Here is a 15341-nt window from a genome sequence, read left to right on the forward strand (position 1 = left end):
ATGGCCCAAGAGATCGACCGCCAGCTCGACCGACTTGAGGTTCGGCACGGCGACATCCTCGTGATCCGCACGTCCGAGAAGCTGCAGCCGGCCACGGCCGAGAAGTGGCAGGACGAGCTGATCCGCATGTGCAGCAAGGCCGGTGTGACGGACGTGACCGTGCTCATCCTCGACAACGCGACCGAGATCTCGGTCGCCCGTCCGGAGACGCGCCTGGTGCACCAGTGTCGGGACGTGCCGCAACCGATGCAGGCCTGCTGATCATGCCGGACCAAGTGACGAACGAGCAGATCGCCGCCCTTGGCCGCGACCTGCAGGCCGCTCGCAAGGCGCACCGCGACGCCATCGATCAGCTGGGCGATGCCCACCGCGCGGTGAACGCCCGCGAGCTCGATGTCTGGGCTGCCGAGCGCCTCGCCATCCGTCTGCACGCGCGCTTCCTGGCGCTCGTGGATCGTGGCTCCGAGGCGTAAGACGACCATGGCCGCCCAGACGTTGACGATCCTCGATCCCGTCTCGGGCAAGGTGAAGACCATCACCGTCGGGCGCTGAGCCAGTGATCTCGTTCGACGCACGCGAGTTCGAGAAGGCCGCAGGCCGGTTCGAGAAGGGTGCCAAGCAGGCCTCCTTCGCGATGGCCCGGTCGCTCAACGACAGCGCCGAGGCGGCGCGACAGGAGGTCATTACCTCGACCTGGCCCAGTGCCGTCGCGGTGAAGAACCAGCGCTTCATCTCCGCGGCGCTGACCACCGCGGGCCAGCGGGCCACGAAGAGCAACCTGCGGGTCGAACTCTACGACCGCATCGGTCGCGTGCCGCTGACGCGGCTCGAGGACGGCGGCACGAAGCGGCCCGGCACGGGCATGCTGGCCGTCCCCACCCGGGCGGTGCGGCGTGGCTCGAACGGCGCGGTCGTTCGCGGGCAGAAGCCGCGAGCCCTCGACCCGAAGAAGGTGGTCAAGAAGGGCAACCTGCTCTTCACCCGCGTCGGACGCGGCAAGAACCAGAAGCTGCGGCTGCTCTACAAGCTCCAGAGTAGCGCGAACGTGCGGGCGCGCGTGCCCTTTCATCGGACCTTCAACGAGGTCGTGCGGCGCGAGATGCGGTCGAACTTCGACAGGAGGCTCCTGGAGGCTCTGCGCACCGCGCGGTAGGGGGACGAACCCCGGATGCCGCCGCGGCCGCTGTGCTCCTCCGGAGGGCGGGCCGAGGCGCATCGGGATGGGTTCCCCTGCCAAAATCCCCGGGTCCTTCCAGAGGGGGGAGGCCTTGCGGGAACGCCCGACCTCAGGTCCTCACCCTCTGAGAATTTTTGAGATCGATGGCAGCGTCAGCACCCCCCTCGCCGGGCGGCGCCGAGAGCGCACGCGGGCCCTTCAGCCTGACGCGGGTGGCGGCGCTCCTCGACGTCCACCGCAACACGGTCTCGAAGTGGATCGACGAGGGCTGCCCCGTCCTGCAGCGCGCCGATCGCGACCGTGGCATCGAGTGGGCGCTCGTGCTCTCCGAGGTCGTCGAGTGGCGCATCTCGCGGTCCGTGCAGAACGCGGTCGCCGGCTACCAGGGCGAGGCCGGACAAATCACCAAGGAAGAGGCCGATCGCCGCCGCGCGGTCGCCAACGCGATCACCGCGGAGATCTCGGCGGACGAGGCGCTCGGCGCCGTCGTCGCCCGGGCCGACGCCGAGGCGGATATCGCCAGCTTCTGCCAGGTCCTGAAGACCGGGCTCTCGAACACGGCCTCGAAGATCGCGGCGCGCGCGGCGACGATGCGCAGCGCCTCGGAAATCGAGGTGATGATCCACGCCGAGCTCAACCGCGGCTACGCTTCTGCGGACGCCGAGCTCGCCCAGCGATGGCCCGGTACCGGTGAACCCTGGAACGACGGCAGCCGAGCGGCTGAGCCAGCACCGGCGGAGTGAGTACGGTCTCGGCCGTCGGCCGCTCCGGAGCAGCCTTCGGTGCATCGGCGTCGATGCGGTCCCACAGAAACCGAAGCTGACCGGCTCGCAGTGGGCCGAGACCTACGGGCGTATTCCAAAATCGACCGGCGCCGAGAGTGGCCCGGTGACGCTCTACGGGTACCAGCGCGGTCTCTTGGACGCGATGTGCGATCCCACGGTGCCGCTGGTCACCGTGCTGAAGGCCGCCCGCGTCGGCTACACGCGTCTCGCCACGCTGGCGATCGGCTACCACCTGCATCAGGACCCGACGCTCTGCGCGGTGGCCCAGCCGGTCGAGGACGACGCCGAGGAGTTCGGCGCCACCGAGATCGCGCCGATGCTGCGCGAGACCCCGGTGCTGGCGCGCATGCTTCGACCCGTCCGCAAGGGCGAGAAGCAGGACTCGGCGACCTTCTACCAGATGTCGAACGGCGCCCTCGTGCGCGTCGTCGGCGCCGCCTCGGACGATGCGTTCCGGCGCTACTCGGCACGGTTCATGTTCGCCGACGAGATCGATGGCGACGGCTGGACGCCGGGCGCCAAGACGCAGGGCGACAAGCTCAAGCTGTTCTGGACCCGCGGCGAGACCTTCTACAACCGCAAGCAAGTCCGGGGCTCGACACCACTCCTGGAGGAGACCAGCCGGGTCTGGAAGCTCTGGCTGGCCTCCGATCAGCGGCGCTACTTCGTGCCCTGCCCGCAGTGCTCGGAGGCAGCCGGTGAGCTCGACGGCTGGCAGTACCTCGACTGGGGCGGCAAGGACACACCGCACGGCCTGAAGTGGGACCTCGACGAGGACGGCTCGCTCAAGTCCGTCTGGTACCAGGGCACCTGCGGCTGCATCATCGACGAAGGCCGCAAGGCTTGGATGGACGCCCACGGGGAGTGGCGCGCGACGGCGACGCCGAAGACGCCCGCGCACGCCGGCTTCCACCTCTGGACCGGCATGTCGCTGAACGCGAACGCGGCCTGGCCCGTGATCGCGCAGGAGTGGCTGGAGGCCCAGGACGATCCCGCGAGCCTCGTCCAGCCGTTCGTGAACCTGCGGCTCGGCCGGCCGTACCGGCAGACGCTGGGACAGGAGATCAAGCCGGCGACCTTCCTAGACCGGTGCGAGGCCTACGGCGCCGAGGTGCCCGATTGGGTGCGCACGCTCACGCTCGGCGGCGACGTCCAGTCCGGCGCGAACGCCCGCATCGAGGGCGGCGTCTGGGGCTGGGGCCCCGGGCTCGAGTGCGCGCTCATCGGCCACTTCGTGCTGCCGGGCGATCCGGCCAAGCCGGAGGTCTGGCAGAACCTCGACCGGCTGCTGCTGCGCGGGTTCAAGCGCAGCGACGGCGTCGCACTTCGGATCAGCGCGGCCGCCATCGACTCCGGCGGCCACCATACGTCCGAGGTCTACGCGTTCTGCAACGAGCGCCGCCGCCGCAAGGTCTGGGCGATCAAGGGGCGGAACGAGGCGCGGGGCTCGCGCACCAAGGTCTGGCCGCGGCTGCCGTCCTCGAAGCTCGGCTCGGCCTTCTACATGATCGGCGGCAACGCCGCCCGCGACTTCGCCTACGGATCGCTCGCCCTGATCGAGCCGGGCCCGCGCTACGTCCACTTTCCGATCGAGCCGGCCGAAGGCTCGCGCCCGATCGACACCGAGTATTTCACGCAGCTCACCCGCGAGCAGCTCGTGCGCCGCCCGGGCGGCTACCTCGAATGGGACAAACCGAAGGTCCCGCGCGAGGCCGGCGTGTGCTTCGTCTACGCCTACGTGGCGATGTGCGGCCTGCAGGCCTCCAGCGGCAAGTACGTGGCGCTCGGGCGCATGCCAGAGCGGGACGAGGCCGACGAGGCCGAGGCCGGGTCCGACGCGGCCGCTAACGAGGAAGCGGATCCCGCGACGGGTTCGGACGCCCTGGCGCCCCCGGCCGCCGAGGCGGCGCCCGTCCCGACAGCGCCGCCGCCACCGCCTGTGCCGCCCGCCTACGCCCGCCCGCAGCACTCGGGCTTCATCAACCATGGCCGGCCCGGGGGCTGGATGAGCCGGAGAGACTGATGGCCTTCACCCTGGCGCAGCTCGACGCGATCGAGGAGGGCATCGCCGCCGGCGTGACCTCCGTGTCCTACGAGGGGAAGTCCGCCTCGTATCGGTCGATCGACGAGATGCTGCGCATCCGCGCCATCATCCGGCGCGCGCTCGGCCTCGACCCGCAGAAGTCCGCGACCATCCTGGTGGCCCACGACCGCGGCTTCCCGGGTGGGATCTCGGCCGACGGCTGCCTGCGCTCGGGCTGGTAGCGGATCGCCCCGATGAACGCCCTCGACCGCGCCATCGGCTGGGTGGCGCCGCGCGCGGCGCTGTCCCGGGCCCGCGCCCGCCACGCGCTGCGCATCTACGAGGGCGCGAGCGTCGGCCGGCGCACGTCCTCGTTCAAGGCGCTGAACACCTCGGCCAATGCCGAGATCCAGGGCGCGCTGCGGCCGCTCCGCTCGCGCGCCCGGGAGCTCGCGCGCAACACGCCCTACGCGGCGCGCATGCTCGACGTGATGGTCGCCCACACGGTCGGCACCGGCATCACGCCGGTGCCGGACACGGGCTCGGACGTCCTCGACCATCGTCTGGAGAATATTTGGGGCGAGTGGGACCTTCGTGCCGACGTCACCGGCCAGCTGACCTTCTGCGGCATGCAGGCCCTCGCCGTCCGCGCGATGATGGAGTCGGGCGAGAGCGTGATCCGGTTCATCGACCGGCCGCTCGACGATCACCGGCGCGTGCCTCTGCAGCTCCAGCTGCTGGAGGGCGACTTCATCGACCAGTGGCGGGACGGGATCTACGGCAACGACGGCCACCCCGGCACCGAGGGATTGGAGCACTCCCGCCTCGGCGTGGGCCTCGGCGAGTTCGACCGCCGCGTCGGGTTGTGGCTCAACCCGAACCACCCGGGCGAGATCAACACCGCGAACCTCCGGCCGGGCGTGTCGACCTTCGTGCCGGCCGACGAGCTGATCCACCTGTTCAAGGTGCTCCGCCCCGGACAGGTCCGCGGCGTGTCGTGGTTCGCGCCGATCCTGATGACGGCGCGCGACCTCGCCGACTTCATGGACGCGGTCAACGTCAAGGCGCGCGTCGAGGCCTGCTTCTCGGGCTTCATCACCAACAACGACGAGGCCGGCGGCGACCTGTTCGATCAAGCCAACCCTGGGCTCGCCGGGCGCAGCGGCGCCAACCCGGACGCGCAGCTCACCTCGATCGAGCCCGGCATGCTCAAGGAGCTGCGCCAGGGCCAGGACATCAAGTTCGCCGCCCCGACCTCGACGAGCCAGGTCTCGCCGATCATCATGTACAACCTCCAGGCCATGGCGGTCGGGGTCGGCTGCACCTACGACCAGGCCACCGGCGACCTGAAGGGCGCGACCTTCTCCAGCATGAAGGCCGGGAAGATCGACTTCCGGCGGCTCGTGGAGCAGCTCCAGAACCACGCCGTCGTCCCGATGCTGTGCCAGCGTACCAGAGACCGCTTCGTCTCCCGCGCGATCCTCGCCGGCATCCTGCCCGACAGCCCCGAGTGCTACCGGACGCAGTGGGTCACCCCGGCCTGGGAGCCGATCAACCCGAACGACGACATCGAGGCGGACATCAAGGCGGTGCGAACCGGCCGGATGCCGCCGCAGGAGTTCGTCGCCGCGTGGGGCAACGACTGGCGCAAGGTCCAGGATCAGACCCGGGCGTTCTACCGCCGCGCCGACGCGATGGGGCTGGCCTTCGACATCGACCCGCGCCGCACCGACCAGTCCGGCAAGCAACAGCCTCCCGCCGGCGGGACGCAGACGCCGAAGGACGACACCGGCGAGCCCATCGCGGCACCCGCCCTCAGCTGACGGAACCCGACATGGCAACCTCGAAGACCGGGCGGCGCGCCGCCCCGGGCGGCTCCGCGCGCCCGGTCGACCTCAAGACGCTGGGCGCCCGCGGGCGCCGCTTCCTGGAGGTCGCGCCGGCGAGCTACGACGCCAACGAGCACACCGTCGAGATGATCCTCTCCGAGGGCTCGGCGGTCGAGCGCTGGTACGGCACCGAGCGCCTGTCGACCGACGAGGCCGCGGTCTGCATCGACCGGCTGGCCACCTCTGGCATCCCGCTTCTCGACAGCCACAACAGCTACGGCCTCGGCGCCGTGCTCGGGCGCATCGTCGACGTGTGGTTCGCCGAAGGCCGCATCCTCGGCCGGGCGAAGTTCGCCGCCACCGACGCCGGCAAGACCATCGAGGGCATGGTCGCGCGCGGCGAGGTCAAGGGCGTTTCGATCGGCTACCGCATCGACGATTGGGAGATCACCGACGCGGCCGGCGAGGTCATCGACCCCGAGACCCAGAACATCTGGGCTTTCGACGATCTGACCTTCACCGGCAAGCGCTGGGAGCTCCTGGAAGCCTCCCTCGTGTCGGTGCCCGCCGATCCGTCCGCGATGGTCCGCGCGCACGACGCCGCCGATGGCCTGGGGGCTTCCCCCGACCTGCGCTCCGGCCCGATGGGGCGCGGCGCCAGCGAGATCACCGTCACCCGGGGCGATGCCTCGATCACCTACCGGTACGGCTCCACCGGGCCGCACGAGCGGGCTTGGCCCGAACCCAGAGAGGACAAGCGTATGGCCAAGCACACCCCCGGCAAGAATGCGCCCGGCAAGCGGCAGGTTCGCGCCGAGCCGACCGTCGACGGCTACTACGTGAACGACGAGGGCAAGTACGTCGACGCCGAGGGCAACCTCGTGGAAGAGCCGGTCAAAGCGGAGAGCCGCGCCGCCCCGACCGTCGACGCCGACGGCTACTACGTCAACGAGGACGGCGACTACGTTGACGCCGAGGGCAACAAGGTCGAGGAGCCGGTCAAGGCCGAGCGCGCCGCCCCAGAGGTCGATGTCGACGGCAACTACGTCGATGGCGAGGGCAACTACGTCGACGAGAACGGCGAGCCGAGCGAAGACCCGGTCAAGGCGCGCGACGAGGACATGGACGAAGCCCGGTCCGCGCCCCGCGGCCGCGCCGCCTCCGGTAAGGCCGGTCGCGCCACTCCTGCCGCCGGCGCCCGCGGCGCCAAGCCCGGCTTCAGCCAGGCGCAGGCGTCCGAACTCGCCAGCATCGCCAACCAGGCCCGCGCCCACGGCGTCGAGCTGAACCTCGCCAGCGCGATCGACCGCGGCCTGAGCCCGGCCGCCTTCCGCAAGATCGCCTTCGACAAGCTCGCCGAGAAGAGCAAGGAGACCGCCGTGAGGGGTTCGCAGCCGGGTTCCGCCCACGATCGCATCCAGGTCGGTCGCGACGAGCGTGAGGGCCGTGCCGACGCCATGACGCTCGCGCTCACCAGCCGGGTGCTGGCCTCCCGCGGCTCGGACGGCATGGACTACGCGCCGAAGCGAAAGGCCGAGAAGCGGTGGGTCGAGAAGCACGCCGCCCGCGCCGAGAGCTACATGGGAATGGGCTTCGTGGAGATCGCCGCGGAGTGCATCGGCCACCGCGGCAATATCCGCACCTCCCACCAGGCCATCGAGATCGTGGAGCGCGCCTTCCAGTCCACCTCGGACTTCCCGGCGATTTTCCAGAACGTGCTCAACAAGAGCCTGCTCGCGCGCTACGAGCTCGCCGAGCCGACCTACAAGCAGATCTCGATCGAGCGGCAGTTCAACGACTTCCGCCCGCACCCGCAGATCCGCGCGGGCGAGTTCCCGATGCTGCAGCCTGTGACCCAGGCCGGCGAGATCAAGGTCGGCAAGTCGGCCGACAGCGGCGAGGACATCACGCTCGTGCCCTACGGCGTGATCTTCCCGATCTCGCGGCAGATGATCGTCAACGACGAGCTCGGCGCCATCGACCAGATCCTCGGCTCGTCCGGCGACGCGGTGCGGCTGTTTGAGAACGCCACCTTCTTCGCGATGTTCAACGCGAACCCGGTGCTGAAGCAGGATGGCACCGCAGTCTGGCACGCCAACCACAAGAACCTCGCGGCCGCCGCCGGCGCGATCACCGTCGCCAACGTCGGCGCGGGCCGCGCGGCGCTTCGCGGGATGAAGTCGCTCTCGGGCTTCCTCCTCAACGTGCCGCCGCGGATCATCCTGACCGGCCCGAACCAGGAGACCTCGGCCGACCAGCTGGTCGCGAGCATCACCCCGCAGCTCTCGTCCTCGGTCAACCCGTTCTCGGGCAAACTGCAGTCGGTCTCGGACGCCAACATCACCGACAACAGCTGGACGCTGCTCGCCGACCCGGCCCAGCTGCCGTGCTTCGTCCACGGCTTCCTCAATGGCTCGAACGGCCCGCGGGTGAAGACCTTCGAGCCCTTCGGCACGCAGGGCGTCCAGATCTCCCTGGAGCACGACTTCGCCTGCGGCGCGGTCGACTTCCGCGGCGCCTACCGGAACCCGGGCGCGCTGCCGCAGTAATCGACCCCGCCTCGTGCGGCTGCGGGTGAGACCTGCGGTCGCCGGCCTCGCGGGACGCGATCCCCGACGCCACCCGGCCGGCCCGATCCGCGGGCCGGTCGCCGCGCACCTCGTTCCCCCGGGAAACCGCCACCATGCAGAACTACGTCCAGAGGGGTAAGTCCCTCACCGCCATCGCCCCCGCGGGCGGCGTCGTCAGCGGCCAGGGTCTTCCGATCGGCAAGCTGTTCGGCGTCGCCAACGTGACCGTTCCGGCCGGCGTGCCGTTCGCCTTCGAGCTGACCGGCGTCTTCACCCTGCCGAAGACCTACGCGCAGGCCTGGGCGCAGGGCGACGCCCTGTACTGGGACGCGGCGAACTCCGTCGTCACCAACGTGAACTCCGGCTCGCTGCTGTTCGTGGGCTACGCGGCGGACGTCGCGGCCAACCCCTCGTCCGTGGGCCTGGTGCTGCTCGCCCGCGCGGCGTCCTGACGCCGCTACTGGAGCCTACCCGCCAGCGCGCATGCGGTGGCGGGTCGGATCGCCGCCCCCTCACGAGAGCCGCCCGCATGTCGGTCCAGATCAAGGTCCTGCCCGTCACCGAGGCCGAGGTCGGGCTCGTCCATCCCCACGACGGCCCGCTGGCGGCCGAAGGCAGCGACTGGACGCACGACGCTTTCACCGAGCGCCGCCTGCAGGAGCAGGTGATCCGCCGGTTCGAGGCGGACGCCGACGCCGGCGACGCGTCCGCAGAGGCCAAGCCCGCGAAGCCGAAGTCGCAGGCTGCCGCGTGATCGACTTCGCCGCCCTCGCGCTCGGACCCGGCATCGCCACGTTCGCGCGGCCGATCAGCGTGCGCCCCGTGCGCTCGCAGCCGGGCAAGCCCGCCTACCTGGCGCGCGGCGTCTGGAACTCGCGCAACCTCGAAGTCACGACCGAAGACAACCGGCTCCTCAACAGTCGCACCCTCTCGCTCGGGATCCGGCTCTCCGAGTTCACTGTCCCGCCCAAGACCCGGGATCTGATCGACGTGCCGGCCTACCGCAGCCTGCCGGCCGAGAACACGCTGTGGATCGACGACGTCGATCTCGACGGCCAGGGCGGCGCGACGCTGTTCCTGAAGCGTGGCGTGCCACCGAAGAACGAGGCGACCGCCCCATGAGCACGGACGCCCTGCGGATCCGCGATGGCATCGTAGAGCGACTGCGGGCGCTCCCCGGCCTGCCGGTGATGACGCTGCGCACGCAGCCTGTGCCGCAGTTGCAGGAGGACGAGCTGCCGGGCCTCCTCGTCGTGATCATGGGCGAGACGCTCTCGCCCGACGGCGATGCCAACGCCGGCCCACCCCGGTTCGAGGCGGACATCATGATCGGCATATCCCTCGTCGAGGGCTACGACACGCCCGAGCGGATCGACGGCGACATCGACGAGATGATCACGCTGATCGAGACCGCGCTGCTCACCGATCCGACCTTCGTGCGCGGCGTAGACCCGTCGAAGCCCGAGGACGATCCCGAGCGGTACCCGCTGTTCGAAGCGGTCACCCGCCTCCAGCGCCGCCGGCTCTTCCCGCAGGACGGTGAGACGTACCTCGGCGAGCTGCGCGTCGAGATTACCTTCACCAAGCGCGTCTCCTTCGAGCCGGTGATCCCGGACGTGCTGGAGCACGTCGTCATCACCGCCCGGCCCGCCGGCGCCGGCCCGGGTACACCCGGCATCGGGCTCTCGATCGACATCCCCACGACCTGAGCCGGCCCACGCCGCTCCACCCCCGAGGATCCAGCCATGGCCGGTGAAACCACGGTCGCCGTCGAGGCGACCGAGGAGCGCTACCGCGCGCTCAAGCACTACCCGTCGCAGACCGGCTTCGAGGCCGACGGCACCGCGGTGTGGCCGGCTGACCAGTTCACGTTCGCGCTCGCCCGGGATGGCGCCATCCGCCTCCTCGAGGACCTGCACGACAGCGGCGCTCCCGCCGCCACCGAGCCCCAGGAGTAAGCCGCGATGGGCATCACCACGATCCCGGACAACTACAAGCTCCCGGGCCCCAACGTTCAGATGGATCCCTCGCAGGCCGGCACGCCGGTCTCGCCGAAGTGGATCCTGCTCGTCGGGCACGCGACCGCGGCCGGCTCCGTGAAGGCCAACGTCGCGGTCGCCTGCGGCACGAACAACGACGCCGACGCAGCCTTCGGGCCGGGCTCGATGCTCGCGCGCATGTTCAAGACCGCCTTCAAGGGCGTCACCAGCGTGCCGATCATCTGCCTACCGGTGCCGGAGCCGGCCGCGGGCGTGGCGGCGACCGGCACGATCACCGTGACGAACGCACCTTCCGTGGCTGGCACGCTGGCGCTGTACATCGCCGGCCAGAAGGTCCCGGTCGGCATCGTCTCGGCGGACACGACCGCGACCGTCGCCACCAAGATCGCGGCGGCGATCAACGCGACCCCGGACCTGCCCGTCACCGCGACCGTGGCGGCTGCCGTCGTCACCTTGACGTGCAAGTGGAAGGGTCTGACCGGCACCGGCATCACGGTGCTGGACAGCTACCTCGGCACCTACGGCGGCGAGCAGCTGCCGGCCGGCCTGGCGCTGACCTATCCCACCGGCAACCTGCTCTCGGGCGGGACTGGCACCCCGGACTTCACCAACGCGATCGCCGCGCTGCTGGACCGGCCGTTCAAGTTCGTCGGCCTGCCGTTCCACGACAGCGGCTCCTACGCGGTCTGGGATCAGGAGTACGGCTTCTCCGACAGCGGGCGCTGGGGCCCGTACCGCCAGAGCTACGGCCAGATCTTCTCGGCGCGGCGCGGCACCTACGCCGACACCTTCCTGTGGGGGCAGTCGAACAACTCGGCGCTGATCTCGACGATGGGCTTCGAGGTGCAATCCCCGTCCCCGAGCTGGGAGTGGACGGCGGCCTACACCGCCGCGGCGGCGTTCTCGATCAACGCGTACGCCGCGCAGCCGCTCCAGACCCTGCCGCTGTTCGGCGTCCTGCCGGCGCCGGCGGATTACCGCTGGAACAAGGCGCAGCTGAACTCGCTCGCCCAGGTCGGCATCGCGATCCAGGGCACGGACGTCTACGGCGGCTCCACGGGCCAGCCGATCATCCTGCGCGAGCAGACCAACTACCAGAAGAACAGCTACGGCCAGGCCGACAACGCCTACGAGTTGGTGACCACGCTCGCCACCCTCGACGAGCGCTACACCCGGGTGCGGCAGTCGCTCACGAACAAGTTCCCGCGCCACGCACTCGCCAACGACGGGACCAAATTCGGCGCCGGCAAGCCGATCGTCACGCCCCTGATGATCAAGGGCCAGATGGTCGCCGACTACCGGGCGATGGAGCTCGACGGTCTGGTCGAAAACGCGGATCTGTACATCGCGAACCTGTCGGTCACGCGGTCCGCGAACGAGCAGAACACCGTCGAGATCCTGGATCCGCCGGATGTCGTGAACCAGCTGCGGCGGCTCAACATCAAGGCGCAGTTCCGCCTGCAATTCCCGCTGGCCGCCACGGCCTGATCGGACCTCCACCCATTCCCGCCATCTGACCCGCCCCTCGTGGCGGGTTTTTCTTTGGAGGCCCGACCATGGGTCAGAGGTTTGCCGGCACCGCCTACCTGACGGCGGGCGGCCGGATGTACGACCTGCGCGGCGGGCTCATCGTCTCGCCCTCGCGGATCAAGCGCGAGTCCGTGGCCGGCCAGGACGGCGTGCACGGGTTCATCGAGACCCAGCTCGTGCCGTTCATCAAAGCCGACCTGTCGACCACCGACAGTCTGACCGTCGCCGAACTCGACGCGATGGTGGACATCACCGTCACCGCCCAGCTCGCCAACGGCAAGAACTACGTGCTGTCCGGCGCGTGGTCGGCCGGCGCGCACGAGATCGGCACCGCGGACGGCAAGGTCGCCGTCGAGTGGCGCGGCCTCTCCTGCGACGAGCTGTGAGCCCGACGATGACGGACGCTGCCGCCCCCACCCGCGACCCGCACGAGATCATTTGGCCGCTGGAGCATCCGCTCGCCAAGCCGATCGTCGTCGGCCAGGACACGCTGCAGGTGCTGATCCTGCGCGAGCCGACCGGTGAGGAGGTGCTCAAGTTCGGCCTTCTGGAGGGCCTGTCGGCCGACCAGTTCTTCCCGCTGGTGGCCAGCCTGTCGGCGACGCCGCCCCCGGTGCTGATGAAGATCGGCGCCCGTGACATCCTGCAGTTGGGGACCATCCTCAGCCGTTTTTTCGTCTGGGCGGCCCTGCCGCCGATACCGTCGACGACTGCCTCCGCCTAGGCCTCGCGTTCCACGCGTGGCCGTTCCGCGATCCGCCGGCTGCGATGCCGGCGGCGACCGTGACACACCTGATGGGCCGCACCCTGGCGCTGATGCCGCGCCCCGCTCCGCGCGAGGACGAGGATGGCTGACGACAAGCTCAAGATCGTCGCCACCGTCGAGGATCAGTTCACCGGGCCGCTGTCCAAGCTTGAGAAAGGCATCAAGCGGGTCGGCGACGAGACGGCTAAGCAGGGCGCGACTTGGAAGAAGGACTGGGCTGGCGTCCGAGAGGAAGCCAGCAAGTTCCAGGGCGTCCTGCGCGGCTTCGACCCGATCTTTGCCGCCGTCGGGGTGACGGGCTTCGGCGCGGCCATGTCGATCACCGGCATGGTGTCGGCGCTGCGCGGCTTCAGCGGTTCGACGCAGCAGCTGTCTATGCTGTCCCGGGAGACGGGCGTGGCTGTCGACAAGCTGCGCGCGTTCGGGGCGCTCGGCGAGCGGTTCGGCGTGTCGGCGGACAGCATGAAGAGCTCGGTCGCGTCCTTCGCGACTTCGATGTTCGACCTGCGTCGGCATTGGGGCGAGGCTTACTCCGGCCTGCAGGCGATGAACCTCGGCAAGCTGGCCGAGGACCTCGTCAACGCCCCCAACATGGACGAGGCGCTCAAGCGCGCCGTCGACGGCATTCAGGCGATCCCCGAGCCGGAGGTGCGGCGGCGCGTGTCCCGGATGCTGTTCGGCACCGACGACATCGCGCGCATCGCCGGGTCGATGACGGGCAAGTTCTCCGAGGCGCTGGCACAGGTCCAGAAGGAAGTCGGGCACCTCGACAAGCAGACTGAGGAGGCCGCCGCCCGCTTCGAGCAAAGCATGGGGCGCATCGGCGCCGCGGCCGAGCGGCTGAAGCTCAAGGTCCTCGGGCCGATGCTCAAGGGCACGGCCGACCTCATCGAGGACGCCGAGAAGAACGGCCTGCGCGGCAACGACGGCGAGCAGGCGCTCCGGAACCAGATCTCACCGTTCGGCGGGCCAGAGGCCTCCCCGCGGGACAAGCTGGAGGGGCGCCGCGCGCAGGTCGAGCAGCAGTTGAAGCTCCTGGAGTCCGGCCCGCGCGGGGCGGACTACCAACGCAAGCACGACCGCATGGTCGAGGAGCTGAAGCGCGTCGCCGACGAGTTGCAGAAGGTCCGGGAGAACGGCGGGGCGAGTGTCAGCCCATCGAGCTTCGGCGGCTCCATGGGTGGAGGCGGCTCGCTGATCCAGAAAGCCAGCTGGGGCGGCGGCGGCCTCGGCAGCGCTGGTGGCGGTAGCGGCTTCGGCGGCGGCGGTTCCGCCGTTGGGGGAAGCGGCTACTCCGGCGGGGCTTCACCACGCGCGCCGGTCCCAAACGCCGGGGTGATCCAGCGCGGGAGCGGCCCGATCACGTCGGGCACTGGGCCGCTGGGCGACACGCCTCAGGCGCAGGACCCGAAGGAGTATTTCGGTGGGGACGTCGACGTCTCGCGCCTTCCCGCCGGCATGCGCAACAACAACCCCGGGAACCTGAAATACTCGGGCTCGGAGTGGCAGCGCCGCAACTTCCCGGGCATGGTCGGACCGTCGCAGAACACGGATCAGGGTTCGCCCCAGATCGTGTTCAACAGCCCCGAAGCCGGCATGCGAGCCGCGGCCCGTCTCGCCCTATCGAAGTTCGACGGTGGCGCTGACACGCTCCAGAAGATCATCGCAGGGGCCGGCGGCTGGACGCCCGGTCACCCGACCGCACCGGCCAACATCGCGAAGACGATGGGGATCGGGCCGAACGACAGGCTCGACCTGCGCGACCCGGGACAGATGCAGAAGTTCCTGCGCGGCCTGCTGTGGCAGGAGCACGGACCGTCGAACCTGCTCTACAAGGACGACACGCTGCAACGGGCCGCCGAGGCCGCGCTCGGCCGAGGCGGGGGGGAGGGCTCCGGTCCGATGTCGCGCAGCGGCGCGGACGTGGCGCCGGTCGACGGCGCCGGCGGCGTCGACCAGCGCCAGGGCGGGGGCATCCGCCGTCAGGCGATCACGGACGAGCTGCGCGACCAGCTGGCCAAGGTCGCCAAGGCCGCGGGCATCAACGCGGAGATCTACTCCGGCGGTCAGGATGAGCACGGCTCCCACCGGACGGGCAGCCACCGCCACGACGGCGGCCGCTCGGCCGACGTCAGGCTCTACACCCTCGGGCCCGATGGCCAGCGACGCTACCTATCAATGAACGACCCCGCCGACCGCAAGGTCATGGAGGGCTTCATCCGCGGGACCGTGCGCCACGGTGCGACGGGTGTTGGGGCGGGGCCTGGCTACATGGGCGAGCACGGCATCCACATCGGCGGTGGTCCGTCGATGGCGTGGGGTGCCGGCGGCCGCTCCGTGAACGCGCCTGATTGGGTGCGGCGGGCCCACCGTGATGGCCTTGTCGATCGGGCCGATGCAGCCAAGGAAGCCGCGGCGAGGCCGAAGACCCCGGTCGGGGACGCGCTGATGGATCGGTTTTACGGCAGAGGGACGCCCGGCGGCGGTCCGGGCATGCAGATGCCCGGCGTTGCGGCCGATCCCAAAGGTACCCTGCACATCAAGTTCGACAATGCGCCCGCCGGCATGACCCACCGGGCCGACACGGCGGGCCTGTTCCGGGACACGACCGTGTCGAAGGGCCGGTCGCAGATGGACATGGACCGAGCGTAGCGGCCGGCC

At 70.2% G+C, this 15341-nt stretch carries 17 protein-coding genes; all 17 read left to right on the top strand.

The window, feature by feature from the left end; genetic code table 11:
• The 17 genes from MKK82_RS26890 to MKK82_RS26970 all read left to right on the top strand — a co-directional run bounded on the left by MKK82_RS26890 (position 1) and on the right by MKK82_RS26970 (position 15332).
• Positions 1-261 (top strand): hypothetical protein, encoded by a 261-nt coding sequence (locus MKK82_RS26890; protein ID WP_243987395.1) that lies wholly within the window; start codon positions 1-3, stop codon positions 259-261.
• Positions 262-263: 2 nt separating this feature from the next.
• Positions 264-473 carry a hypothetical protein gene (locus MKK82_RS26895; protein WP_243987396.1) on the top strand — a complete coding sequence of 70 codons (210 nt, stop codon included), beginning with the start codon at positions 264-266 and terminating at the stop codon, positions 471-473.
• Positions 474-556: 83 nt separating this feature from the next.
• Positions 557-1153 (top strand): hypothetical protein, encoded by a 597-nt coding sequence (locus MKK82_RS26900; RefSeq protein WP_243987397.1) that lies wholly within the window; start codon positions 557-559, stop codon positions 1151-1153.
• A 167-nt stretch (positions 1154-1320) separates the two neighbouring features.
• Positions 1321-1920, top strand: a complete 600-nt coding sequence (locus MKK82_RS26905) for a hypothetical protein (protein WP_243987398.1) — start codon at positions 1321-1323, stop codon at positions 1918-1920.
• Positions 1868-3985: a phage terminase large subunit family protein gene (locus MKK82_RS26910; RefSeq protein ID WP_243987401.1), complete on the top strand. Its 2118-nt coding sequence runs from the start codon at positions 1868-1870 to the stop codon at positions 3983-3985. The genes MKK82_RS26905 and MKK82_RS26910 overlap by 53 nt, the downstream gene beginning before the upstream one ends.
• On the top strand, positions 3985-4227 hold the full coding sequence (locus MKK82_RS26915; protein ID WP_243987403.1) for a phage head-tail joining protein: 243 nt from the start codon (positions 3985-3987) through the stop codon (positions 4225-4227). Before MKK82_RS26910 ends, MKK82_RS26915 begins: the two co-directional genes overlap by 1 nt.
• A 12-nt stretch (positions 4228-4239) precedes the next feature.
• Positions 4240-5808 carry a phage portal protein gene (locus MKK82_RS26920; protein ID WP_243987404.1) on the top strand — a complete coding sequence of 523 codons (1569 nt, stop codon included), beginning with the start codon at positions 4240-4242 and terminating at the stop codon, positions 5806-5808.
• An 11-nt stretch (positions 5809-5819) separates the two neighbouring features.
• Positions 5820-8363 carry an HK97 family phage prohead protease gene (locus MKK82_RS26925; RefSeq protein ID WP_243987405.1) on the top strand — a complete coding sequence of 848 codons (2544 nt, stop codon included), beginning with the start codon at positions 5820-5822 and terminating at the stop codon, positions 8361-8363.
• Between the two features lie 134 nt (positions 8364-8497).
• Positions 8498-8836, top strand: a complete 339-nt coding sequence (locus MKK82_RS26930; RefSeq protein WP_243987406.1) for a DUF2190 family protein — start codon at positions 8498-8500, stop codon at positions 8834-8836.
• Between the two features lie 77 nt (positions 8837-8913).
• The gene (locus MKK82_RS26935; RefSeq protein WP_243987407.1) at positions 8914-9138 is read left to right on the top strand and encodes a hypothetical protein; all 225 of its coding nucleotides are present in this window, start codon (positions 8914-8916) and stop codon (positions 9136-9138) included.
• Positions 9135-9506: a hypothetical protein gene (locus tag MKK82_RS26940; RefSeq protein WP_243987408.1), complete on the top strand. Its 372-nt coding sequence runs from the start codon at positions 9135-9137 to the stop codon at positions 9504-9506. Before MKK82_RS26935 ends, MKK82_RS26940 begins: the two co-directional genes overlap by 4 nt.
• Positions 9503-10093 (top strand): hypothetical protein, encoded by a 591-nt coding sequence (locus MKK82_RS26945; RefSeq protein WP_243987409.1) that lies wholly within the window; start codon positions 9503-9505, stop codon positions 10091-10093. The genes MKK82_RS26940 and MKK82_RS26945 overlap by 4 nt, the downstream gene beginning before the upstream one ends.
• A 36-nt stretch (positions 10094-10129) precedes the next feature.
• A complete protein-coding gene (locus tag MKK82_RS26950) occupies positions 10130-10342 on the top strand; it encodes a hypothetical protein (protein WP_243987410.1) in 213 nt (70 codons plus the stop codon).
• A gap of 6 nt (positions 10343-10348) precedes the next feature.
• Positions 10349-11872, top strand: coding sequence for a phage tail sheath C-terminal domain-containing protein (locus MKK82_RS26955; RefSeq protein ID WP_243987412.1), 1524 nt, complete (start codon positions 10349-10351; stop codon positions 11870-11872).
• 68 nt (positions 11873-11940) lie between these two features.
• Positions 11941-12300 carry a phage tail tube protein gene (locus MKK82_RS26960; protein WP_243987414.1) on the top strand — a complete coding sequence of 120 codons (360 nt, stop codon included), beginning with the start codon at positions 11941-11943 and terminating at the stop codon, positions 12298-12300.
• An 8-nt stretch (positions 12301-12308) separates the two neighbouring features.
• Positions 12309-12638 carry a phage tail assembly protein gene (locus MKK82_RS26965; RefSeq protein WP_243987416.1) on the top strand — a complete coding sequence of 110 codons (330 nt, stop codon included), beginning with the start codon at positions 12309-12311 and terminating at the stop codon, positions 12636-12638.
• A gap of 123 nt (positions 12639-12761) precedes the next feature.
• Positions 12762-15332, top strand: coding sequence for a hypothetical protein (locus MKK82_RS26970; RefSeq protein ID WP_243987418.1), 2571 nt, complete (start codon positions 12762-12764; stop codon positions 15330-15332).
• Positions 15333-15341: the final 9 nt, after the last annotated feature.

The sequence above is a fragment of the Methylobacterium sp. E-046 genome, assembly GCF_022829625.1.
In the GTDB taxonomy this organism is placed as follows: Bacteria; Pseudomonadota; Alphaproteobacteria; order Rhizobiales; family Beijerinckiaceae; genus Methylobacterium; species Methylobacterium longum.